Origin of the sequence: Fibrivirga algicola (assembly GCF_011742925.1) — a bacterium.
GTDB classification, from domain to species: Bacteria; Bacteroidota; Bacteroidia; order Cytophagales; family Spirosomataceae; genus Fibrella; species Fibrella algicola.
This window is the reverse complement of sequence record NZ_WAEL01000012.1, coordinates 87,589-110,555: the sequence shown is the minus strand read 5'-3', so window position 1 is coordinate 110,555 and position 22,967 is coordinate 87,589. Positions and strand designations below refer to the sequence as shown.

Annotated in this window: 21 protein-coding genes; 15 read left to right on the top strand and 6 right to left on the bottom strand. The window is 49.5% G+C overall.

All coding sequences use genetic code 11. The features are described 5' to 3' along the window. Positions 1 to 234 precede the first annotated feature (234 nt). Together F7231_RS25255 and F7231_RS25250 are read left to right on the top strand one after the other, a co-directional pair. The gene (locus tag F7231_RS25255) at positions 235 to 1,206 is read left to right on the top strand and encodes a replication initiation protein (protein ID WP_166694063.1); all 972 of its coding nucleotides are present in this window, start codon (positions 235 to 237) and stop codon (positions 1,204 to 1,206) included. A gap of 27 nt (positions 1,207 to 1,233) precedes the next feature. After that, positions 1,234 to 1,725, top strand: coding sequence for a hypothetical protein (locus F7231_RS25250; RefSeq protein WP_166694014.1), 492 nt, complete (start codon positions 1,234 to 1,236; stop codon positions 1,723 to 1,725). Between the two features lie 287 nt (positions 1,726 to 2,012). Here the strand turns inward: F7231_RS25250 and F7231_RS25245 are convergent, their stop codons facing one another. Beyond that, entirely contained in the window at positions 2,013 to 2,339 is a 327-nt protein-coding gene (locus F7231_RS25245; RefSeq protein WP_166694013.1) for a hypothetical protein, read from the bottom strand. Between the two features lie 2,255 nt (positions 2,340 to 4,594). Between F7231_RS25245 and F7231_RS25240 the strand changes: the two genes are divergently transcribed. Continuing rightward, positions 4,595 to 5,809 carry a tyrosine-type recombinase/integrase gene (locus tag F7231_RS25240; RefSeq protein ID WP_166694012.1) on the top strand — a complete coding sequence of 405 codons (1,215 nt, stop codon included), beginning with the start codon at positions 4,595 to 4,597 and terminating at the stop codon, positions 5,807 to 5,809. Between the two features lie 149 nt (positions 5,810 to 5,958). Here F7231_RS25240 and F7231_RS25235 read toward each other — a convergent pair whose 3' ends face one another. Then, the gene (locus F7231_RS25235; protein ID WP_310589395.1) at positions 5,959 to 6,225 is read right to left on the bottom strand and encodes a hypothetical protein; all 267 of its coding nucleotides are present in this window, start codon (positions 6,223 to 6,225) and stop codon (positions 5,959 to 5,961) included. A 307-nt stretch (positions 6,226 to 6,532) separates the two neighbouring features. Between F7231_RS25235 and F7231_RS25230 the strand changes: the two genes are divergently transcribed. From F7231_RS25230 to F7231_RS25200, 7 genes are all read left to right on the top strand, one after another. Beyond that, positions 6,533 to 7,501, top strand: coding sequence for a GNAT family N-acetyltransferase (locus tag F7231_RS25230; RefSeq protein WP_229370351.1), 969 nt, complete (start codon positions 6,533 to 6,535; stop codon positions 7,499 to 7,501). Between the two features lie 69 nt (positions 7,502 to 7,570). Next, positions 7,571 to 8,980 carry a sensor histidine kinase gene (locus tag F7231_RS25225; protein ID WP_166694010.1) on the top strand — a complete coding sequence of 470 codons (1,410 nt, stop codon included), beginning with the start codon at positions 7,571 to 7,573 and terminating at the stop codon, positions 8,978 to 8,980. Positions 8,981 to 8,985: 5 nt separating this feature from the next. Further along, positions 8,986 to 9,708 carry a LytR/AlgR family response regulator transcription factor gene (locus F7231_RS25220; protein ID WP_229370349.1) on the top strand — a complete coding sequence of 241 codons (723 nt, stop codon included), beginning with the start codon at positions 8,986 to 8,988 and terminating at the stop codon, positions 9,706 to 9,708. Between the two features lie 582 nt (positions 9,709 to 10,290). Further along, the gene (locus F7231_RS25215) at positions 10,291 to 10,962 is read left to right on the top strand and encodes a BON domain-containing protein (RefSeq protein ID WP_166694008.1); all 672 of its coding nucleotides are present in this window, start codon (positions 10,291 to 10,293) and stop codon (positions 10,960 to 10,962) included. 106 nt (positions 10,963 to 11,068) lie between these two features. After that, the gene (locus F7231_RS25210; RefSeq protein ID WP_166694007.1) at positions 11,069 to 11,368 is read left to right on the top strand and encodes a hypothetical protein; all 300 of its coding nucleotides are present in this window, start codon (positions 11,069 to 11,071) and stop codon (positions 11,366 to 11,368) included. A gap of 36 nt (positions 11,369 to 11,404) precedes the next feature. After that, complete coding sequence (locus tag F7231_RS25205) at positions 11,405 to 11,959, top strand: Dps family protein (RefSeq protein ID WP_166694006.1); 555 nt, start codon at positions 11,405 to 11,407, stop codon at positions 11,957 to 11,959. A gap of 15 nt (positions 11,960 to 11,974) precedes the next feature. Beyond that, positions 11,975 to 12,769, top strand: a complete 795-nt coding sequence (locus F7231_RS25200; RefSeq protein WP_166694005.1) for an SDR family NAD(P)-dependent oxidoreductase — start codon at positions 11,975 to 11,977, stop codon at positions 12,767 to 12,769. A gap of 169 nt (positions 12,770 to 12,938) precedes the next feature. On the opposite strand, the gene F7231_RS25195 is transcribed toward F7231_RS25200, so the two are convergent. From F7231_RS25195 to F7231_RS25180, 4 genes are all read right to left on the bottom strand, one after another. Further along, complete coding sequence (locus F7231_RS25195; RefSeq protein ID WP_166694004.1) at positions 12,939 to 13,997, bottom strand: class I fructose-bisphosphate aldolase; 1,059 nt, start codon at positions 13,995 to 13,997, stop codon at positions 12,939 to 12,941. A gap of 3 nt (positions 13,998 to 14,000) precedes the next feature. Then, positions 14,001 to 16,382, bottom strand: coding sequence for a phosphoketolase family protein (locus tag F7231_RS25190; protein WP_166694003.1), 2,382 nt, complete (start codon positions 16,380 to 16,382; stop codon positions 14,001 to 14,003). Between the two features lie 73 nt (positions 16,383 to 16,455). After that, positions 16,456 to 17,103 (bottom strand): HAD-IA family hydrolase, encoded by a 648-nt coding sequence (locus F7231_RS25185; protein WP_166694002.1) that lies wholly within the window; start codon positions 17,101 to 17,103, stop codon positions 16,456 to 16,458. A gap of 164 nt (positions 17,104 to 17,267) precedes the next feature. Further along, positions 17,268 to 17,606, bottom strand: a complete 339-nt coding sequence (locus F7231_RS25180) for a thioredoxin family protein (protein WP_166694001.1) — start codon at positions 17,604 to 17,606, stop codon at positions 17,268 to 17,270. Positions 17,607 to 17,805: 199 nt separating this feature from the next. On the opposite strand from F7231_RS25180, the gene F7231_RS25175 reads away from it, so the two are divergent. The 5 genes from F7231_RS25175 (at position 17,806) to F7231_RS25155 (ending at position 22,966) form a co-directional block, all read left to right on the top strand. Next, positions 17,806 to 19,425, top strand: coding sequence for a sensor histidine kinase (locus F7231_RS25175; RefSeq protein WP_166694000.1), 1,620 nt, complete (start codon positions 17,806 to 17,808; stop codon positions 19,423 to 19,425). Beyond that, a complete protein-coding gene (locus F7231_RS25170; protein WP_166693999.1) occupies positions 19,403 to 20,443 on the top strand; it encodes a response regulator in 1,041 nt (346 codons plus the stop codon). Before F7231_RS25175 ends, F7231_RS25170 begins: the two co-directional genes overlap by 23 nt. A gap of 196 nt (positions 20,444 to 20,639) precedes the next feature. Next, positions 20,640 to 21,014, top strand: a complete 375-nt coding sequence (locus F7231_RS25165) for a hypothetical protein (RefSeq protein WP_166693998.1) — start codon at positions 20,640 to 20,642, stop codon at positions 21,012 to 21,014. Between the two features lie 224 nt (positions 21,015 to 21,238). After that, positions 21,239 to 22,066: a DUF6544 family protein gene (locus F7231_RS25160; protein WP_166693997.1), complete on the top strand. Its 828-nt coding sequence runs from the start codon at positions 21,239 to 21,241 to the stop codon at positions 22,064 to 22,066. A gap of 69 nt (positions 22,067 to 22,135) precedes the next feature. Then, positions 22,136 to 22,966, top strand: coding sequence for a universal stress protein (locus F7231_RS25155; RefSeq protein WP_166693996.1), 831 nt, complete (start codon positions 22,136 to 22,138; stop codon positions 22,964 to 22,966). The last annotated feature ends 1 nt before the right edge of the window (position 22,967 follow it).

Sequence of the window (22,967 nt, the reverse complement as noted above, 5' to 3'; positions counted from 1 at the left end):
ATATATGTTATTTTTTGTAATTCAAAATAATATATCATACATATGATTCGTTGATTTTGGACTATACGTACATAGTAACAACGTATTAATCTAAGTTCTTTATATTCAGTCGTATAGCATAATAAAGCAATATAAAAGTAGGTTTATGAAGTACCGTAAAGCAAGATGGCGGTTATTGATATTGCTTTGGTATCGATTTTATATATTTTTGAGCTATACTTATCAGCGAATAATATGGGAGAACTCGTCCACATTCAGGAGCCACTTCGGCTATTACTGTCTAGAAACAACTTCGACTTACTGGAAAGGCGAGTTTACTGGCTGATACTTAGGCATATTAAGCAGCTCCAAATCCTGAGGCCTGCTGAAATGGAGACCTTGCCAAGTGAATTTCCAGCATTCAAGATTCCCATCACTGATTTGCAGCTACCCAATTCGTCGTCCGAGGTTAACTACTCGACATACAAACGGGTTGCCCAGCGACTTACCTCCCGGCAATTGTACCTCGATTCGCCTGCCCAGCATGAATTTACGTCTGTGGTTGTATTTCCCATGGCCCGCTACAGCAGAGGTGTACTGACCGTCGAAGTGAACAAGCATTTAGTACCGTACATGATTGACCTCAGTAAGGGGTATACCAAGCTCCAGCTCCAAGCAGCTTTGTCCCTTAACAGTCAGTACGCTCAGAACCTATATACCAGACTTTGTAAATTTCTGGATACAGGTATTTGGCGAGTTAGTGTTACGGATCTGAAAGATATCCTCGACGCCCAGCAGTACGTACGCTGGTCCAACTTCAAGCAGACCGTTTTGTCACGGGCCATGGAGGAAATTAATCAGAAGACGGACATCGAAGTGTTCGTCAACGAAAAGAGAGAAGGCCGCTTCATTACTACGCTCATTTTTACAATTCGCAGACAGTCCCGAAAAGACAATAAAGCGTTTGATGCCTTCAACGAGGAAATGGACCTGGTGTATGCCCAGCCGATTGAAGAACTGAAGAATAAAGCATCTCAGGTTCTATTACAGCATTATCGATTTACAAGCGCCCAGATACGTGAAATTATTAGTAATGAGAATCTACTACAAGAATTTATTCGGCTCGATGTATTGATCCAGAAAGGGTACATTGATGTAAAAACAAATCCAACCAGGTATATCGCCGGCATCCTGTTCAAAAAGCCGAAAGCTGCGGCTACCAAGTGAGTTAAGTGAATTTAGTACTCAACGATTATGATACGATTAACGGTACCAAGAGTCGGCATGCTGCTGTCTTTGTTTCTGCTAGCCGGTTGTTCGAAAGAGGATGCCGGGCCAGCAATTGACTCTGCACAAATAATCGGTAGCTGGCAGATTATAACGATTACGGCTGATCCTGCGGTTACTTCCCCCACGGATGGGACTACCACGGATGTACTACAGCTATATCAGCAAAACATTGGTAAAGATTGTGTCGGACCAACCCGCTATGAATTTGCAGCCGGCGGCGCATTACAGCTTGCGTCTTCAGCCGATTGCCAGAATAGGTTGACCAACCTTTTCGGATTCACCTCGGCTAATTGGCGTACAAACGGCCGGCAACTACGCATAGAGGGCAATTACGATGCGCTTTCCTACACTGTAACTGAGCAAAGTCCCCAAACAATGGCGTGGCAGCGAACAGAATATAATTCCCCTTTTGACGGTAAAACTCACGTATACACGATCATATTAGTGAAACGTTAAGATCACCTGGCAAAACTTTAAGGCTGATGAGAGCGATAAGATAGGCCTTAAGTACGTTGCCACCTTTACACCTTTGCCCACGTTGGGTGCCGTTTTGTATAGTCGGATACTTTCCTGTCCGCCGCGAGTAGACCCAGCAACGCTAACCAACGACACACAACACTAAGCAAGCCGCGAGATGCCGATGCGAATAGACTAGGCTGTCAGTCGTGACCGCTCAGCTACGTTCATCTGTGTGGATCGAGTCTAAATCTACGGCGATGCTGGGGAGCCTATATAGTATTTGATTAAAAGGGCGCAACGAACTTGCTGCACTTGATCTGGATCGTATCGGGGTAAGTAGAGGTGCCAGAACCCTGCCGTATGAAATTAGCCTCAAAACTACCATCCATCACTTTGGCGACGGTATCTATGCGACTTATTATGAGCTGATTGGTTCGATCTGTTCGTACAGTGTAGGATGAGAATCGAACCACATCGGTTCCGTCGAAACCAGTGTAGTTGAAACGCCCGATTGCTTCACCACGGGCTAGTCGCTGACATTCCATCTCGTTTGCGTTCGAAGCTGGACCTACTACTAGGTTGCGGGCAATTGATGGAAAATAAAAAGCCATACTCGTCTCTTCGTAAAGCCGATAACCCGGATCTGGTTGGTATCTAATGGACACACCGAAAGTAGGGCGTCTTTCAGGACTGCAGAAGCCATTACCTCTATAATAACCTACCTCAACAGCAGATCCATTTCGAACTAAGCTGGGCCAGCTTTTACCATTTACAGTAGCTATGATTGACCCCTTGAATATTGTTCGTACGGGGCTTTCTGGTTCTCGCTTGCACGAAAACACCAGCGTAAGTAGAGCAATAACATACATAGTTTTCATAAATCGTTGATATTAAGTAGTTAACCAGTGGTCAGGAGATAAATCACCACTGGTTAATCATTGACGTTGATCTATAGGCCGAGGCTGTCAAGCGAGATAAGTCAGGTACGTTCCTTTGTCGGCCGTGACGCTTTTGTAACGTGCTGTCCGCCAGATTTGGCTCTGTCGCCAGGTATGTGGCAAACCGACAAAGAACCGCACCTGCGGACCGACTCATAATCAATGCATTACCTTGTCAACCGGAACCCGCTTACCCCACTTACGCTTGAAAGAGCACCCAACGACCGCAAGGGCTGATGGTGCACCACAAGATAAGCCACAACTGGGTACGTTACACCTTTGCAACCTTGCCCTTGTTGGGTGATCCCGTGGCGCGACGGGCAGTGTCCTGTCCACCGCGAGTGGACCCGGCAAAGCTGACCAACAATGCACGTAACCGAACAAGCCGAGAGAGGCCGAAGCCGATCAGAATAGGCTGTCAAACGATGCAAGTCAGGTACGTTCCTGTGTCGCAAAAAACGCATTTTGATCGTGCTGTTAACGGATATTTGACCAGTCCAACCACACGAGATATTCCAACCAAGACCCGCTGTCGAACAGTGATCAAATTGTCAACAGGTACGTGGTAAACCCACAAATACCGTTCACTATCAGTTTGTTATCCTGTCGCACGTAACGTGGAATACCCACTTGCATGGCCGGGTCACCCAACGACCACAAGGGCTGATGGAGTCGCTTTACTCACCATAAGATACGTGCCTTTGACCTTTTCATCCTTGTTTGAGTTGGGTGCCGCGCTGGCTAACCAGATAGTTTCCTGTCAGAGGTAAGTGGACCCCGCAGAGCTGACCAACAACGCACAAATCCGAATAAGCCGCGAGAGGCCGAAGCAAACATGCCGGGAGAGGCCGAAGCTGTCGAACGGCGGCACTCAGGTACGTTCTCGTGTCGGCTGAAACGCATTGTCGACGTGCTGTCGACCAGACTTTAACTTGTCCAACCGGACCAGAAACACCAACCAAAACGCGCTGTCGAACGGTGATTCACCTGTCGACCGGAACGCGAAACACCAACAAAAGAAAGTTCATTACCAAGTCGTTATCATGTCGCACGAGACGTGAAACACCCGCTTACATGAACGAATCACCCAACTCCTGCAAGGGCTGACGCGACCGATAGGGAGTGTTCACCCTTGCAGGAGTCGTGGCGACGGTCCCCCGGTCTCGACCAACCTTGGCTTTAGTCTACACCCATCTAATCCGGGGGATGGGCTGACGCGATGGCCGTGCATTTTTGGGCTAGCTTGTGTTCCCTTGACAGCGAGCTGCCCGCGCCCACAAGCTAGCCCAAAAATAGGACAAAAGCAAGGGCAAGTAGGGGGCATCTCGCACAACATAGTAAAGGGCGCAAGGACGCGGAACTATAATATACTGAAAGACAATGGTAAATAGTTCTTTGTACCCTTTTTGACCACTATTTTTGTAGAGGCTATTGGTTGCTTGGATTCGTCGGCACAATCATAGGTACACCAGCCGATTTAATCAAATTACATGGCTAAAAAAGTTACTGTAAACAACCGGGTTGAGCGGGTATGGGATATTGAAGGTTACCCGGCTTACTTCTTTGGCGAGGATGGCCAGTTATATCGAATGACATCCAGGGGAGACATCCGTCGGAATCAGCTCTGTATTAAACGCTATACGGCTGGGTACGTACTTAAAAGCCGATTTTACAGTCTCGCTCAACTTCGGCCAATGCTACGGCGACATACAAGCCAGGAAGCCTACCAACCCGGATTCTGATCGCCTAAACGACTCACCCAGTTTGGCGCTTTTGTAATTCCTTCTCCACTATCAACTTGTATCCAGATGAACTTAAGAGTAGACTCCGGCGATTTGGCTTATTCACCGTCTTGCAAATTCTCATTTGCGTGAATTGGTGAAATAAAAACTTTTTGCCAGCTTTGCTCACAAAGCAACAGATTTAACATGGCTGATGCATCGATCCGTTTATCGCACGCAGAAGATGAAGAGACTAGTCGAGCCCTTGGTAAGACAATCGCCCGCTACACGGTCAGCCAGTTGATTCGCTACTTTGCAGCTGAACTGCCCAAGACAAGTAACTATCCCCGGCACGCAAGGGCTTACGTAGACTTTTGCTTGGCAGAAGGTTTCGGCATTGATGGGTTGAGCTTCGCCCGATATACGGCCAATCTACCTCCCAATCGTATATCACCCATTCGCAAGTTCCTACTGTTCTATCAGGCCATCGGTTCCCCCACCGTTATAGCTGATCCTAAAACATCCAAAATCCCCCCAGCGGCTAACCAACTGGTGTTGCGATTCATTCGCGAAGCGAAAAGCCTGCGTGGCGATCGATCCAAAGAAACCTACACGAAGGCGCTTAATGCTTTCTTCATGTATGTTGACGAACAGCATTCGTTGGGACATGCTGCCTCATTGAGTGGGATGGTGGTTTCTGACTTCGTGCAGCACTTGAAAGACAATCAGTATTCAGCTTTTACCATTAACCTATATCTATCAGCGATCAAGCAATTGGCAACCTGGTGCATTCGCCGACGTGATGATCTTACGCTGGGGGAGGATCAACTTAATGCGCTGCGCGACATTAACGACGTGCGGGGACTGGCCATTGAAAGGACTTTTTACAAAGACAGCCTGGAAGCGAACGAAAGAAACCAGATTCTGGAAGATGTGGAGACTATACGGGACAAGGCGGTATTGGTCTTGTTGGGGCTGGAGGGCTTAAGAACGGTCGAGGTTACCCGTCTGAAGCTGGGCGATTTGGACTTCGACAGACATCAGCTACAGGTGCTGGGCAAAGGTAAAAGCACGAAGAAATCTATTAAATTTTTCGCTGGATGCCGGGATGTCTTGCAAGCCTATCTGGAAGAGACAGGCCGTTGGCCAATTCCTAATGGCCGTCGAGGGGAGTATTTATTCGATGATATGAAGACTCATCAAATACGCTACATTGTAGATAAGCAACTCGTGAAACATGGCCTTAAACGAACCGGTATGTCGGCACATAGTTTACGGCATACAGTGGGCCAGCTGTTACTGGAAGGAGGTGTTAGCTTGGAACATGTTCAACAGCACCTACGTCACGAAACAATGGAAACAACCCAGTTTTACACAAAAAAGAAGACGCTCAAAACGTATTTTAAGGAAATGCCAGACTGAACGTTCATAAATCATCTGGGCTGATTTGATTGTGTACAGCGCCACAGAGCCGCGCGTATACACTCTGCCATTATGCGTGTCATCGACACAGCGTTCAGCAATAAAATATCCATATCATGTTGCATACCCTTTTTTAAAGGGTATGCAACTTATTTCTCATCCCGTAGGGCCAACCATTGATTAAGCGTGACTGAAAAATCGGGGTGTTCAGAAATCTGAAAGCCTATCTCCAAATCCAGAAGTTGAAGAGCCCGTTCAAGAATCACTTTCTGAGCATCAGTAGGTACAAAATTTGATTTTGCCAAATCACGCGATAATTGATGTAAAGAGGCAATAGTAAACAAATAGGTCGGTTCAGAAACTTGCATATTTCTCACCGCTAGTGTAGCCCAATAATCAACTTTTTCAAACAGCACATGCTACAAGCGTAAAGCAAGTTTACAAACAAATAAATTTAGCAAACGGCTACCGTGCTAACCCGGTTTGATTTCAGGACAAACAGGGTATTCTCAAGGACAAACCGCCATCCGGACTTCGGAGTACAATTAATAGCTACTTCCCGAACAAACCAACTACTCTACTAATTAGATATATTTAAGATTACCTTCTGTAAAATTCATTGTGAAACCAAATCATCCTATAGCTACAGAACAGACGACTTTGTACCACAATGGCGCTTTAACACTGTGTGTATCACCTGTTGCAGACCAACGAGCCGTTACATTGCTTCAGCATACTACCTACGGCACAAAGGGCATACGGTACTGTCAAACCGGGCAGGAAGCTAAACTAAGTCAACTGCATAATCCCTATTTTTTCCATCTGTACCAGCAGCAGGAACTGATTGGATTATACTGCCTTGATCAACGTCCGGTGGGTTTTTCCGGCGAATCATTTTCTGGTTATTACGGCCGTTACCTGGCCGTTCGTGACGATGTACAGGGCAAAGGATACGGGCAGCTTCTGAAAACAACCGCTATCAATTATATCAGCCAAAACGTCTCAGCACCATACCTGTTCTACTCCTACATTGAAAGCAAAAACACTCGCTCGATGGCGGCTTCGAAGCGGGAAAATTTTGAGTCAGTAGCTGAGCTTAGAACATTTATGTTCAGGCGATTCTCACCTAAAAAGGATGCCCGCCTGAAGATGGCCTCATCAAATGACATTGACAAGATTCTGAAACTTGTTCAACGTCAGTATATCGGCTACGGCTTTCAAAACTTTCTGAACATAAATTATAACAACAACTATTTTTTCCTTGAAGAAAACGGACGCATACTGGCTGGGGTTCAGGCGAACCCAATCATCTGGAAACTGGTCCATGTTCCGGGTAAGCTGGGACCGTTTATCCGGTATGTTGCCCCTTTGGCACCAGGCCTCCGTCGTTTCTTTAATCCAGCAAAACAGTCGTTTGTAGCCTTGGAAGGGGTTTACATTGGAGAGGGGCAGAACGAACTGTTACCTGTCCTGTTGGAAAGCGTACTGGCTCACTTTAAGGTACATACTGCTATGTGGCAGATTGATCATAAGGACCCCCTCAATCAATTGCTAAATAGCCCAAGTATGGGTCGACTGAGCCAGTTTCAGCCAGGTGTAACTACGCACGTAATGATCAAAGCGGTTGGTTTGCCTTTATCAGTTGAATTAAGTAGAGCACCCGCATACATATCTAGTTTCGACTACTCCTAGCCCAAGTTCATTGCTTTTTAGCGAGCAATACCTCCTCCATTTAGTTAGAGAATTGAAAGCCGCTGTCCAATGAATCAAGCAGAAACGCAATTAAAACAGTTACTCGAACGCTCCCGGCAGCAACTGACCCTTCCCTTTTCCAACGTTCAACGCCGATTACTATATGTGATTAACATCACCTATCTGGTGTTAACTCCTATCTTTCTTATTAGCGAAAAGCTGGCCACTGGCTCATACGTACCTAACTACCGATTATGGTTCATTTATGGCTTTGTCGGGATCGCCAACCTTGTTTCGGGGATTTACGCGTTTGTAACCTTAAAAGAAACTCGCTTCACTGTATTTGGGAAACGGCTGGACTCATCCAAACTAAAGCGCGACTCACGCATTGACAAGGTACTCCGATGGATGAGTGTTGTATCGGTGATGTGTTTGAGCGTGGTTAACACATTAGGCATTGGCAATCCATCGACCGATTCGTTACTGACCGATTTTGCCTTTGCCCATTCGCTCATTGTCTTAGCCGCTCTAATCCTAGGCAGGACGGCCATGCTTACATGGTCAGTAGTGATAGTGGCAATATTAACATGGGTGACGTTTGGAAAGTTAGGCTATTCGTATCGATTCAATTACCTGACACCGACAGAATCCGTTAGCTATGAATCTGCTTTGGTACAACGAAAGGCATGGGCGCTTAATCGACAGGCTGTTCTCAAAGCTAATCATCTTAATCCGCCACAGGCTTCGCGCTATTTTAATGTTTGGATAATCTTTATAGGTGTGGCCACCGCTACTGCCTATTTCTTCGCTGGCGTAGCTCTTGATCTCTTCAAGGTTATTCCCGAAGTAACCGATGACATAAAAGATGCCATCGATGCCACCAAAGTGGCAGAAGAACGTCGTCTGTTGCAACAACAGGAAACGTTGACCACTGAACTAAAGGCTCTCAAAGCACAGGTGAACCCGCACTTTCTTTATAATACCTTAAACTACTTTTATATCAGGTCACAGGAAGTTGATCCGGAGTTAGCTGACTCAATTATTAAACTCTCTGAAATCATGCGATACAGCATGCGTGAGGATTTCAATACGGCCAAGCTATCCGAAGAAATCAACTATATGAAGCAGTTCATCAGTCTTCACCAGCTACGTTATCGTATGCATATACGATTTTCGGTAACGGGGAACGTAGAAGCTAAAGGCATACTTCCATTCCTGCTTATTGGCCTGGTTGAGAATGCCTTTAAACATGGTAATATGACTGATCCAGACTTCCCTTTTGTCATTGATATTAAAGCATTTGACGATCGGATTGAATTTTTCACCACTAATTTGAAGAACAGAAAACAGCGATTCGAGAGCAACAACATTGGGCTAGCCAACACCCGGCAACGGCTTGAGCGAACCTATGAAAACTACACATTTGAGATCGATGAAACGGATGATACATTCTCCTGTACCCTCAAGTTATTTAACTAATGGTCATGACCTGCTTAATTCTCGACGATGAGGAAATGAGTGTGAATCAGCTGCGCAAGTTTATTGAGCGAGTACCCACGCTAAACCTCAAAGCTTGTTTTACCAATCCTAGTGACGCCATTTTGTACCTTGAGCACGAAAAGGTTGACCTCATTTTTGTAGATATGGAGATGCCTAACCTGGCACTTGATGGGTTAGACTTTGTCCGTATTATGGGAGATTCCCAGAATTACATCTTTACTACGGCACATCCTAAGTACGCCTCGCCCAGCTATGAACATAAAGCCATTGACTTTCTTGAGAAACCTTTTTCGTTTGAGCGTTTCACAAAAGCTGTTCAACGGGCTAAACAGCTCCTGGACATACTTAAAAGGGAAGATACAGTAGCATCTGACGCGTACACATTCGTACGGGTAGAAGGGAATTTACAACGGGTTAATTTTGACGATTTATGCTGGATTGAGAGTGAACGTAACGGTATCTGGTTCTACACGGAAACCAACCGCTTCCACTCCGCTTTAACAATTGGGGACATTGGTTCTCGTCTCCCTCAAAATCAGTTCTTCCGCATTCACAAATCATACATCATCCCTGTCATTAAAGCTGAATTAATCAACAAAGACTCGATCTGCGTTCGGCGGCAAGGCAAGCTACAGGAAATACCCATTGGTGACACCTACAGGAAAGAGTTCATAAATTTCATTGAGAATAAAATCATGAAGAAATAGGCCCGCCTTTATAAGCTACAAGTAGACTCTGTGTATTAAGCCTTTGAGCCATTTTGAATTAGCTTAACAGATTAGGGGTTCATTTTGCGTGCTAATAAAGCCAATTATGTTAATCTGGGCAGATTCAGTAAACTGAGTGGTTCTTCCGTATTACACATGATTCACTACGACTCGCGTATGCTGTCTTAAAAAACGAGCATTTGTAGAGATTTCTTTCTTGCAGCCAAAGCCTTAGTCTACTGCTAAAATTAGCACCTCTTATATATTAAAACACTGACAATTAAGATCTTAAAGGAGATTTCATCACCATCTTTCATTGAGGTTGTTGTGATTAATCAGCTACGGCATCAAAAGTAGCCCCTTGTTTTACTCCGTTATGAGCACACTCAGGTAGCGGCATGATCTGACTTAAGAAAAGTAGGTAATCTTGCCGATTCGAATCCATTAAGATGGCACCCCTTCGGCGTCTGGCCTGACAGGTAGATCGTCTTCAGTACGAATCACCAGGTATGATGATTCAAATCAAGATGGGGGTTACAAAGGGATAGTAGGTTTGGGGTGTCTTAAAACAACCCCAACATTATGAACAAGTCAAACGAAGAGCTGCAGAAAGATGTGATGGCCGCTATTAAATGGGAGCCATTACTGCATGCAGCCGAGATTGGTGTTACGGCACAGGACGGAATCGTCACGCTTACAGGTATAGTCGATAGCTACGCCAAGAAAGTGGAAGCTGAATCAGCGGCAAAAAACGTAGCTGGCGTAAACGCACTGGTCGAGAAGATCACCGTCGAGTATAGTGGAACAAGCACGCATACTGATAACGATATAGCCCGAGAAATAATGGCCGCCTTTAAGTGGAATTGGGAGGTTCCCAGTGACATGGTGAAGGTGTTCGTTGAAAACGGATGGGTTAAACTGGAAGGTACCACGGAGTGGAATTACCAGAAAGAAGCAGCGCAAAAAGCCGTGAAGCATCTGGCCGGTGTGAAGGGCGTTACCAACCTGATCAGGATCAACTCGTCGATTAAAGACCATGTCGAGAAAACGGCGATCGAACGGGCCATACAACGGAGCTGGTCTGTTGGCGACCAGGATATCTATGTCAGTGTTTCCGAGAACCGGGTAATATTGACTGGTACCGTCGATTCAATTTTCCAGAAAGACGAAGCAGCCCACCTAGCCTGGCAAGCGCCTGGCGTCTGGACCGTAGACAACGAACTGATTGTCGATTACAGCTACGCGATGGCCTAATTACTTAGAGCGGGGACTAATCTCCGCTCTAAGATTTCACGGGTGGTTACCCCGCCCGATCGATTTCCCTCTCTCACAATTGGTAGTTCATTGATAATATACGAACATGAAAAAAATAATCATTTGTAGCGCGCTCTGTCTGGCAACGCTCTTTTCAGCAGCTCAGGCTCAAACCAAGAAACAAAACACGAAAGCCCGCAACGAAGCTGTTTTGGTCACCCGAAAAGCAACGGTAGCTGAGGACAAAGCAACGCTGACCACCCTGAGGGACCAAAAAGAATATGATAAAGTGAACGAGGATAAACCTGCTGTTCAGGCTGACCGAAAAGCACTGCGAACAGGAAAGAAAAAGCTCCTGAAAGACCAGGTAAAAAAAGATGTCTCGAAGGTTAAGGCGAAAATTTAAGGTTTACAGGCAGCTAGCCGGAACGTACCTGGATACATGAAAAAAGATCACGCAGCCGTTCCGGTAGCATCCACTCGTAATGCCGACGAACTGGCCAACTTCAACCAATTCGAGGCTAACGAGTGGGTACCCTTTGATGTAGCTAACCCAGACCAGAAAATTCTCGTCGTCGGGATCCTTCAGGCAACGCTGGCAGAATTGGTAGCGCTACACTTGAGTGCCAAACAGGCACGATGGAATGTTCAGGGGGCACTTTTTTACGCACTCCACGATAGAATGAACGAATACGCGGCCGAGTACCTGAACTTTAGTGATCAGATTGCTGAACGGTCGCTGCACATTGGCTCACCGGTTGATCTGCGGCTGGCAACCGTGGCCGAAACCGCCAATCTCGGCGAGTTACCAACAGGCTTTCTGGCTGAATGTCACTTGTTGACCAGCATGACCGAACGTACCTACATTGTAGCGGTTCGGATTCGTCAGCGTATCGAGCAACTTGGCTCAGTGGATAGTACTACCTCTCAGCTGTTAGACACACTAAGCCGTATGCTTGACAAACAGGTCTGGCAGTTACGTAGCCACATGCGGTAACCACAAAACAACCTTATGGAAAACCCAATTTTTGCGTCGGCTTATCCCGTTGCCCCAGTACGTTTGCGTCGACTAGCCGACAAAGTAGTGTTTATTACCGGTGGCAATGCCGGTATCGGTAAAGCCTGCGCCCTGCAGGCAGCCAGAGAAGGGGCCAGGGTCGTTATCGCTGATCTGGCTAACAGTGCCCACGAAGAAACCATGCGTGAACTGAGCGAAATAGCCTCGGCCGCCCTTTTCGTTCCCATTGACGTAGCCAGTTCCGCCAGTGTAAAAGCCGCCGTCGAGGCAACCGTTGCTCAGTTTGGCCGGCTGGACATTGCCCTGAATAATGCTGGTATTGGCGGACCATACGGGGGTATTCATGACATGGACGATGCTGTCTGGCAGCGAATCATCGATGTGAATTTGACGGGTCAGTTTTACTGCGTGAAATATGAGTTGCAGCAGTTCCTGAAGCAGGGTGGTGGCGTAATCGTCAATATGGCTTCGCTGGCCGGTTTGAAGGCCGAACACGGTTTAGCTCCCTATACAGCAGCGAAGCATGGCGTGCTTGGGCTGACACAGAACATTGCCGTGCAATATGCCGAACAGCGTATTCGGGCCAATGCCATTTGTCCCTATTACATCGATACGCCCTTGTTGGCGCAGGCTCCAGCTGCCATTCGCCAAAGCTGGATTGACGGTACACCCATGAAACGGCTCGGCCTGCCCGATGAAATAGCCAAAGCATTTATCTACTTGGCCTCCGACGACTCTTCCTATTGCAACGGAACTCAACTGGTGATTGACGGGGGCGCTATGTGCTAATAGCGATTTGACTGCTTTCTCCTGTGGATTTATCCGGATTGCAAAGGCGAGCAGACTATTGAAAATGCTTAGTCCGATTAGAGACTTATGAAAAAGGAAGCTGGAACGTACCTGAGTCAGGTATGTTCCAGCTTCCTTTTTCTTCCTGCAAATCCGGTGTTTGTCCTTCTCAGGCTTGAAGAGCCCGTGCTGGGATAACCGTATGATCTGCTGTCCGGTACTTGCCCATGGTTGCCGCACTGTTACAACCGGCCCTATAGAGAAGAGACTTCTGCGCAACCGCCACGTTTTCAGACTGACCATTCCAAAGGGCCATGGCGGGCTGCTGAATCGCTCGGGCAAATGAGAAGGTCAACACCCAGGGCACCTGTTTATCCGTATACACGTGCATGGCATTCAGATTGGTGGAAGCCTGGTCGGGCGTTTGACCACCCGACAGAAAGGCAACACCCGGTACTGCGGCCGGTACCGTTCGTTTTAAACAACGTAGCGTAGCTGCTGCCACTTCGTCAGCCGTCGCCTGATCCGTGCATGAATAACCGGCAACAACCATTCCCGTTTTTAAGATCATGCCTTCCAATTGTACCTGCTGTTCATTGAGGTGACGAAAAAGGGTGCGCAACACCCGTTCAGTTACCTCTTCACAACGAGCAATCGAGTGGGAGCCAGCCATTAGCACTTCCGGCTCCACGATGGGAACCAGGTCTGCTTCCTGACAAAGGGCCGCGAACCGGGCCAGGTCGTGCATATTGGCCTCCACGCAAGCCGTCGTTGGCAGCAGCTTACTGCCTGATTCGCTTAGCGAGATGACAACCCGCCATTTGGCAAACCGGGCCCCCATCTGTCGGTAATCGGTTAGCCGCTGACGGAGCCCGTCCAGCCCTTCAGTGATTTTTTCGCCCGGAAAACCAGCCAGTTCCTTTACGCCCAGATCCACTTTGATTCCAGGTAAAATGCCCGCCTTAGTCAGCACGTCTACAAATGACCGTCCGTCTGGCATTGACTGCCGGATCGTCTCATCGACGAGAATCGCCCCGCTGATACATTCGTGCAGACGGGGGGTAGTGATGAGCAGCTCCCGATACGACCGTCTGGCTTCGACCGTTTGGGCAATGCCCAGTTCGGCAAAGCGGGCGTTGCAGGTAGACGTACTCTCGTCCATAGCCAGTAAGCCCTTATGAGCAGAGAGCAGGGCGTGCGTCGTAATCAATAGTTCGTGTGTGTTCATAGCTCAAAGGGTCCAGGTCCAGTGGCGGACAGAGGGCATATCTTCGCCGTGTTCCGTGATGTACTGTTTATGTTCAACCAGCTTTATCTTCAGCAGTTGCTTCAGATACGCTCCCCGGTTACCGAGTTGAGGTAACCGGTCCAATACATCCATCGCCAGGTGGAACCGATCGAGTTCGTTGAGAACCGTCATGTCGAAAGCGGTGGTGATGGTGCCTTCTTCCCGGTAACCATGCACGTGCATGTTCACGTTGTTGCTACGGTTGTAGGTCAGCCGGTGGACTAGCCACGGGTAGCCGTGAAACGCAAAAATCACCGGTTTGTCTTTCGTGAACAGGGCATCGTAATCGGCATCGGTCAGTCCATGTGTGTGGTTGGTGCGTTGCTCCAGCTTGAGCAGGTCGACCACGTTGACAACCCGGATTTTAAGCTCGGGGAGGTGCTCCCTCAGCAGGGTTACGGCCGCCAGTGTTTCCAGCGTGGGTACGTCGCCACAGCACGCCATCACCACATCGGGTTCAACGTTCTGATCGTTGCTGGCCCACGACCAGATACCGATTCCCTGAGCGCAGTGAATGCGGGCATCCTCTATGCAGAGCCATTGCGGAGCCGGGTGCTTGCCCGCAACAATCACGTTGACGTAATGACGCGAACGCAGGCAATGATCCATCACCGACAGCAGACAGTTGGCATCGGGAGGCAGGTACACCCGCACGATACCCGCCTTTTTATTGATCACGTGATCGATAAAGCCAGGATCCTGGTGCGTGAATCCATTATGATCCTGCCGCCAGACGGTGGAGGTCAGCAGGTAATTGAGCGAGGCAATGTTACGGCGCCAAGGTATTGCCAGACTTGTTTTCAGCCATTTGGCGTGCTGATTGAACATCGAATCGACGATGTGCACGAAGGCTTCGTAGGAGTTGAATAACCCGTGCCGCCCGGTGAGCAGGTAGCCCTCCAGCCAACCCTGACACTGGTGTTCGCTGAGCATTTCCAATACGCTACCCTCCGGGGCCAGAAACTGATCGTTTTCGGCAACGGGGGCATCCCACTGCCGGTTGGTAGCTTCAAAAATGGCTTCCAGTCGATTCGACAGGGTTTCGTCGGGACCAAACACGCGGAAGTTGCGGGGCTCCTGATTCAGCCGGACCACATCACGCAGAAACTGGCCACTAACGCCCGTGTCGCTGGCGAGAGTAACCCCGGGCGCAGGTACGTGTACGGCATAATCCCTGTAGTCGGGCATGAGTAGTCCACGCAGTAAAAGCCCACCGTTCGCGTTGGGGTTGGCTCCCATCCGCCGGTCACCGGCCGGAGCCAGGCCGGCCAATTCGGGCAGCAACCGCCCCGTCGCGTCGAAGAGCTCGTTGGGCCTGTAGCTTTTGAGCCAGGCCTCGAGCTGTTCCAGATGTGCTGGTGGCGTAGTGGCCGACACCGACAAGGGAACCTGGTGCGCCCGGAACGTGCCTTCATTGGGCAAGCCGTCGATGACTTTGGGGCCAGTCCAGCCTTTGGGAGACTTCAGCACAATAACCGGCCAGCGGGGACGGTCGGTACTGTCTTCACTTCGGGCTTCATACTGGTACCGTTTGATCTCGGCAATGGCCGTATCAAGGGCGGCTGCCATAGCCTGGTGCATCAGTGCCGGCTCGTGCCCTTCCACAAAAATGGGAGTCCAGCCATAGCCACGCAGTAACTGATCCAGTTCCTCATGCGAGATACGGGCCAGCACGGTGGGGTTCGAAATTTTATAGCCGTTCAGGTGCAAAATGGGCAACACAGCCCCGTCGCTGACTGGATTCAGAAACTTATTGGAGTGCCAGGCCGTGGCCAGTGGGCCGGTTTCGGCCTCTCCATCGCCAATGACACAGGCTGCAATCAAATCGGGATTGTCAAACACGGCGCCGAAAGCATGGCTGAGCGAATACCCTAGTTCACCGCCTTCATGAATGGAGCCCGGTGTTTGCGGAGACGCATGGCTCGAAATGCCGCCGGGATAGGAGAACTGCGTAAACAGCTTTTGGAGCCCCGATTCATCCTGCGTGATGTGGGGGTACACCTCGCTGTAAGTGCCTTCCAGGTACGTATTGGCCACCACCGCCGGGCCGCCATGACCTGGCCCGGAGAGGTAGATCATGTTCAGATCATGCGCCTTGATGACCCGGTTCAGGTGTACGTAAATGAAGTTTTGCCCCGGTGTAGTGCCCCAGTGGCCCAACAGCATTTTCTTGATGTGGTTCAGCGCAAGCGGCTCGTGCAACAGGGGATTGTCGCGTAGGTAAATCTGGCCGACAGACAGGTAGTTGGCCGCACGCCAGTAGGCATCAATTTGGTGCAGCAGCGTCGGCGATAGGGCGTCAACGGCCTGATCGGTAGTATGCATAACGTATAGATATTGAGTAGGTAAGAGACAGAAAATGAGGGTTTACAACGCTTTGTAAAGCGTAAGCGCCGAACTAAACGCGTTCGTGATGCGTAACCGAAAAACCCAGTGAAGCCAATTCAGCAGCCGTAGTGGGGTAATCGAGGTGGCAAATGCTTTGAATGCCCAGTTTCCGGGCAACGTCGATGAACAGGGGCTGATCGTCCAGATAGAGGACTTCATTAACTGACACCTGGGCGATGTCGAGGGCAAGCCGGTATATATCCGCGTCAGGTTTGCGTAGTTGCACGAAGGAGGACGAGATAAAGCAATCGACAAAGCCGTTGAGAGCAAACGTTTGAGTACGGTGACGGTTCAGTTCGCGCCCTTCATTGCTGACCACCACAATTTTTAACTGGTACGTCTGTTTTAGCTGGCGTATCAGCGCAATCATGGCGGGCATGGGTGTTGACTGAGCAAACATGAAGGCCCGAAAATCAGCCATTGAGAACGCCTTCTTTTCGTAGAAAACCAGGAAGCCAAGGTAGTCCGTCAAGGTTAGTTTACCCAGTTCGTAGGTGGCGAAGGTCAGCAGGTGTCGCTTTTCCAACTCGGGCAGATCGAGCTTGAACCGAATGGCCGCTCGTTGGCGGGCTTCGTGGCCCCATCCATTGGACAATAACACGCCACCAATGTCGATGAAGAGTGTGGTAAGCCGCTTGTTGCCAGTTTGTTCGGTCATAGTGGTTGAGTGTCAGCATCAGCCCAAAGCCGTTGCTGACATCGGGTACCACAAAGGTGAGCACTGCCGTGAGGTGTATCCATGACACCCGTCAGGCAGCCCACTGATTCGCTACTAGAGCCCTGGATTAATCGTGAAGGACTACGTGCTGGCCGTTGGTGGGCCTATTTGTTGTCGGTAAGATGCTGGCGAATTAGACTGACCAGCACTTTCTCGGTGCAAATCCCTACCTGCCGCCAGAGTTCGACGCCCTGTTTAACGAGCACAAACGTGGGGGTCTCGGTGATGCCGAAACTCGACATTACGTCAGGATTCTCGACTTCATCGATCTGAAGCACGCGCAGGTGCGAGCCAAACTGCGCTTGAATTGACTCAGCCAGTGCCGTAAGTAGCGCACGGTGCGGATGGGTATTCAGGTTGGCAGGCATAAAAAAGATCAGCAAAACGGCAGACTGAGCCGACCGTAGCGCTGTATTTGGTTGAGTAGCGGATGCTTTTTTCATGATTGGTGGGTACGGATTGGCTTCAACAGCTGTGAAGAGACAACCGCTTAAACGGATACAAAACTGACTGTTTACCCCACAAATGATCTTGACGCACATCAGCAGAGCCCGTGATTGTTGGCCCGTTGAGTCAGATTCCAAACTATTCACCTAATCCGATAAACTCACCCGTATCTTCCCTATCCGTGTAGAACCCGATATGCTACCCAATCTCTATTCGAATGCATTGACTGACTTGCTGTTCAAGACGAATGTAGATTGTATCGGCATCTATGACCTGACTTCCGAGCGGTTCGTGAGCATCAATCAAGCTGGCCTGACGATGCTTGGCTACACGCTGGAGGATGACTTATTACTGGACCCCATTCGCTCAAAGTCACTGCGGACCCTGCCCCTGGATGCGTACCACCGGGCCTTGTTAGCGTCCCGGCTCCGGGAGGGGAAGGAATACCAGGAGATGGTCCAGATTGACCGTCGGGATGGACGGATATTCTGGGGACAACTCACTGTCACATCATTTATAGCCCAGGAACGCCCCTACGCCCTGATTCGACTGATTGATCAGGGTAGGCTGCACGACGCTGAGCGTGAAGTAGATCACAGCCACCGGCGCTACGAGGCGATCTTTAGCAACGCGGCCCTGCCGATTGTTGTCTGCAACCGGCAAGGCGTAATTGTGTCGGCTAATCAACTGGCTGAGGTTGTGTTCGGCTATTCACCCGGTCAGTTAACCACGCTACTTATCGAACAACTGGTACCTCAGGGCTTGAGCGGCCATCATGAACTACTTCGACGTCAGTTCAATGAAGCTCCCCAGGTACGTATGATGGGCCAACATCTTGACCTGCAGGCCTGCCGTCGGGATGGTACCACGTTTCCCGTTGAAATTAGTCTGAGCTATTTCAGGCTCGAGGACGAACTGTATGCCGTAGCCTACATCGTGGATATCTCACTCAAGAAGCAGGCCGAGCAGCAACTTGTGACAAAACGTGACCAGATCGTGCAACTCAACGCTGAACTGGAACATAAAGTAGCTGACCGCACACATGCGCTGATGAACACCCTTGATCAGTTACGGCAGTCGAAAGACGAACTGGCACGCGCCCTGGTCACGGAGCAGAAACTGGGCGAACTGAAATCCCGCTTTGTCTCGATGGCCTCCCACGAGTTTCGCACGCCCCTGACCGTGCTGAAAACGTCGGCCTCCATCCTGGAAAGGCAACTGATCGACGTACCCCAGTTCGATAAGCGTAAAAAGCATTTCGACCGTATCCGTTCGTCAATTAAGCACCTGAATGATATTCTGGAGGAGTTTCTTCTAGTGGGTAAGCTGGAAGAAGGCAAAGTAGAGCTGCACGTCGCCGGGGTTAATCTGGATCAGTTGGTACAGGAAACCGTAGCCGATATGCAGGAGCTGATGAAACCTGAGCAGACGGTAACTGTTCAGATCAGCTGTCCGGAGCCGGTCTGGCTCGACCCATCCCTGTTGCATAAAGTGCTGGTCAATCTACTGACCAACGCCATTAAGTATTCGGGGCCCAGCTCAACCGTCACCGTGGCGGGAAGCTGTACGGCGTCGGTGCTGACTTTGTCGGTGCAGGATCAGGGAATCGGCATTTCCAGTGAGGACCAGCAGCACCTCTTCGAGCGCTTTTACCGGGCCAACAATGTAAGCAACATTGCCGGTACCGGCCTTGGCCTGCATATCGTTGGTCGTTACGTAGCCATCATGGGTGGCCATGTTGTATTACAGAGTGAATTGAATCAGGGTACACGCGTCACTTTACACCTTCCTTATGAACACCATTCTGTTGATTGAAGACAACGAAGACATCCGGGAAAACACCGCCGAGATTCTGGAAATGACCGGATATACGGTAGTAATGGCTGAAAACGGCCGTGTCGGTGTAGAGAAAGCCTTGGTTTGCAGACCTGATCTGGTCATCTGCGACATTATGATGCCAGTGATGGATGGCTACGCGGTGCTGCATATATTCAATAAAAATCCGCTCCTGTCCAGCATCCCGTTCATTTTCTTGACGGCAAAAAACGAGCGGACTGATTTCCGGAAAGGCATGGAACTGGGGGCCGACGATTACCTTACTAAACCCTTTGACGATTCGGAGCTAATCAGCGCCATCGAGGGTAGGTTGAACCGCTTTACCAATCTGAAGGCGGAGTTGGAGCAAGACAAGCTCCAGGCGCTCATCGCCGAGACCCATCAGGTGGGTGATTTACAAAGCTTATCAACCGATCGGAAGGTACATGCCGTACCGAAGAAGCAGTACGTTTATCTGGAAGGCGACCAACCCTCGCGCCTGTTTTTCATCCAGTCAGGTACGGTCAAAACCATGCGCAGCACCGCCGACGGGAAAGGCCTGGTTACGGGCATCTACAACGCGGGTGATTTCTTCGGTTATTTTGCCCTGCTCGAAGAAAGCGATTACACCGATTCAGCCTTGACGCTGGAAGATTCGGTACTTGTTTACATTCCACAAGATGATTTTCGGCAGCTCCTGGCGGCCAGCCCGGCCGTAAGTGCGCAGTTCATTAAGCTACTGGCGAGTCAGGTAGGTGACCGTGAGGTACAACTGCTGGGCATGGCCTACAATTCGTTGCGCCGTCGGGTAGCCGATACGCTGCTACGTTTACACGAGCACCAGCCCGATGGTCTTATCCAACTCAGTCGCACCGATCTGGCAGGCATCGTTGGCACGGCCAACGAGTCATTGATCCGTACATTGAGTGAGTTCAAACAGGATGGCCTCATCGAATTGCCCCCTACAGGCGGGATTCTGGTTACCGAACCTAAAAAACTTCGGCAGGCCAACTGGTAAACTAGAGCGGACGGTCGTTCGTGCGCAGTTCACGATAGCGTACCTGTATCGTGAGCAAGGTCAGGGGTTGACATGACGGGCCTTAGTGGCTACTAATTACCTTGTTCATACTTTTGATTTACAGAAAGTTACGCTAAATAAAGCGATGCTTTTATGACCAATCCGGATAAGACTCCTACCGGGGGAATCACATCGTATGAAAAACAATGTTATCTATTCCGCCGTATTCATCGGCTGCTTTTGTTTCCTGTCAATTGGGGCCACAGCGCAAGTTGATACGACCCAGGCCACCAAAAATGCGGCTCTATTGAAAGCAGAAATTCAGAAGAACGAAGCAACACAGACCGCTGCGCAGAAAAATGCCAGTCGCCTACAGGAGGCACAGAGCCTGTCGAAAGAAAATAAAGCCATTGCTAAGGCCGCCAGTAAGGTAGATCACGATGCTACCGACGCCGCCCGAGATTCCAGGCGAGCAGTAGCAGCTGAAAAGAAAGCACAAAAGCAACGCATCAAGGCCGATAAGCTGGCGGCAAAAGCCGCTCAGTCTACTGCTAAATCGAATCAAAATTAGGTACCGTGATTACGATTAGTCTCTGGTAGCGTCGCAACAAAGGGCTGTGCTGCTACCGGAGACTAATTGCAATCACGATGCCTGCTGTTCCGTATCAATGCCTGCGGCATATCCCTATCCGTAGCTTTGACATGATAGAGATATGGGAAAAATTGCTATTCCCTACGCGTTGGATCGTGGCTCCAGTACTTGGGTTCATCGTCTACAAAACCTCAACGATCAGTATGAGACGCAGTACGAATTGGCTGATACTTTCAGCATTAACGCTTCCTTTGGGTGCGCTGCTGATTGGCAAGTGGCTAGCTGCCCGTCAGACGCGTAAGCAGATGACGACTTTATTTTCTCAGGTCGAGACCGGACTAGTTAAAACCTATGATCCCGTTCAACTGACCGGTCTGCCTGCTCCCGTGCAACGCTATTTCCGGCATGTGCTGACGCCCAGCCAACCTTACATCCGCTCGGTTCGGCTTCGGCACGATGGCCAGTTTAAGACGAATCTGAAAAAGGACTGGATTTCCATTACCGGCGACGAATATTTTGTAGCTGACAAACCGGCCTATATCTGGGTTGGTACCACCACCTGGTTTACGGCCTGCGACCAGTATGTAGCGGGACGGGGAAGCTTGACCGTCCAGCTGGTAGGTACGTTCCCCATTCAACACGCCAGCGGCCCCACTGTCGACGAGGGCGAATTGTTACGCTATTTGGCCGAAGCAGTCTGGTTTCCAACCAGTTTATTGCCTGGCGGGCCGGCCGTATGGTCACCCATCGACAACGATTCCGCCACGCTGACCCTCACCGATAACGGCATCACTGTTTCCTGTACAATGCAGATTAACGAGCAAGGCGAAATCGTGCGGTATCAGGCGCAACGATACAGTGATACCACGCACCGACTTCCCTGGACCGGGCAGCTAGCTGACTACCGCGAATGTAATGGCGTTAAAATCCCGTTCCAGGCTACAGCTGCCTGGGTAATCGACGGGGTAGAACAACCCTATGCCCGGTTTACGGTTCGTGAAATCAAATACGATCAACCCAAGCTTTTTTAAGCACTATTCCTTCAATAATACAAACACGTTTTAGCTAAAAGAAAACGTGTCACCCCCCCCCCTTTCGTTATGAAAAAGATCCTCGTCACCACTGACCTTTCCAGTAGCTCGAAAGCAGCCATGCGTTTCGCCATTCAACTGGCTTCGCAGTGCGACATCGCCCTCACTTTTTTGCACGTTAGCCACATTCCTCGTCCTACAACCTGGACGGAAGCCGCATACACAGCGCATGAAAAAAGCGAGATAGGGGCTAAACGAGAGGCCCTTGACCACTTCGTCGAAGCGGTGTATAAAAGCCGAAATACTGATCCATTCGACTACAGCTGCGTTATCAAAAACTCGCCCTTTACTGATAGCACCATTTTGGACTATGCGACTGACCACGATTTCGATTATATCTGCATTAGCACACACGGTGCGGGCCTATTGGATAAACTGTTTGGCACCACTACCTCGAATCTGATCAATCAGTCAAAGATACCGGTGATTATTGTACCAGGCCACTACCGGTCAACCAAACTGACCAACGTGCTATACGCATCAGATCTGACCCGTCTCGACGAACTAATACGAGTGGTTGATTTTGCCCGGCCTGTCTCAGCAGCGGTCAGGCTGCTCCACTTCAGCGAACCCCTGGAACCGATTATTGATCCGGACATTATCCGTGTAGCTGTTCAAAAACAGACCGACTATCCTGTGGCGGTGCAGCTGACACCCCGCCACGTAGTGAAAACATTGACTGAAGACATCGAAGGGGCAATGAACGCTCACAAGCCATCGGTGCTGATTATGTTCACCACACAGCAGGAAGGTTTCTTTTCCCAATTATTCATGTCTGGCAACTCGATTGACTACTCATTTCTGACCACGGTGCCGCTGCTGGTTTTTAGTAAAGCCTAAG